This is a genomic window from Candidatus Jidaibacter acanthamoeba, from assembly GCF_000815465.1.
Classification (GTDB): domain Bacteria; phylum Pseudomonadota; class Alphaproteobacteria; order Rickettsiales; family Midichloriaceae; genus Jidaibacter; species Jidaibacter acanthamoebae.
This window is the reverse complement of the sequence record NZ_JSWE01000056.1, coordinates 1-509: the sequence shown is the minus strand read 5'-3', so window position 1 is coordinate 509 and position 509 is coordinate 1. Positions and strand designations below refer to the sequence as shown.

The following is a 509-nucleotide window of genomic DNA, read 5'->3' as shown; positions in this document are numbered from 1 at the left end:
AGTTATTTGCTTCTACCAACATCTATCTCCAATTTCTATTCTTTGCAACACAACCGTTAGCATCATCTCTATTACATAATCAGAATAAAAGGTTAACCTTCCACGTTTACATATACTGCCTTTACTAAAATACCATAACTTCTCTATATCCTTACTTATCCAAACAGTAAGTGACCCTCTATTCTTTAGAGATTGGTTATATTCACTCCAGTTATTTATTTTGTATTTTATCTTTTTAGAGTTGCTTCTTCTCTCTTGTTTCCTTCTTTTCATAGCAGCTGATTTCTTTTGATCCTAAGCTTATCAATATGGCTGCCTTACTTCCTTTATGATATTTAATTCTTTAGGTATGTCAGTTAAATTTACTTATTTGCACCACAATGCCGGATTTTGGTTCTTTTGCTTGCAGGTTGCCATCCTATGTTCACAGGCAGATTTAAGCCGAAGTATCTGTTTATCACTTAACCCGTTCCACCTGGGTTCTTCTATTTCAATAATTCTAACACCTT

1 protein-coding gene is annotated in these 509 nt (G+C 33.8%); it reads right to left on the bottom strand.

Features of this window, described 5'->3' with window-relative positions; all coding sequences use genetic code 11:
• Positions 1-12 precede the first annotated feature (12 nt).
• Positions 13-273, bottom strand: coding sequence for a transposase (locus NF27_RS13120; RefSeq protein ID WP_039455008.1), 261 nt, complete (start codon positions 271-273; stop codon positions 13-15).
• Between the last annotated feature and the right edge of the window lie 236 nt (positions 274-509).

What these genes read in the sequence shown, in the direction of transcription:
- NF27_RS13120 (WP_039455008.1), bottom strand. Translation starts at nt 273, where the DNA reads ATGAAAAGAAGGAAACAAGAGAGAAGAAGCAACTCTAAAAAGATAAAA.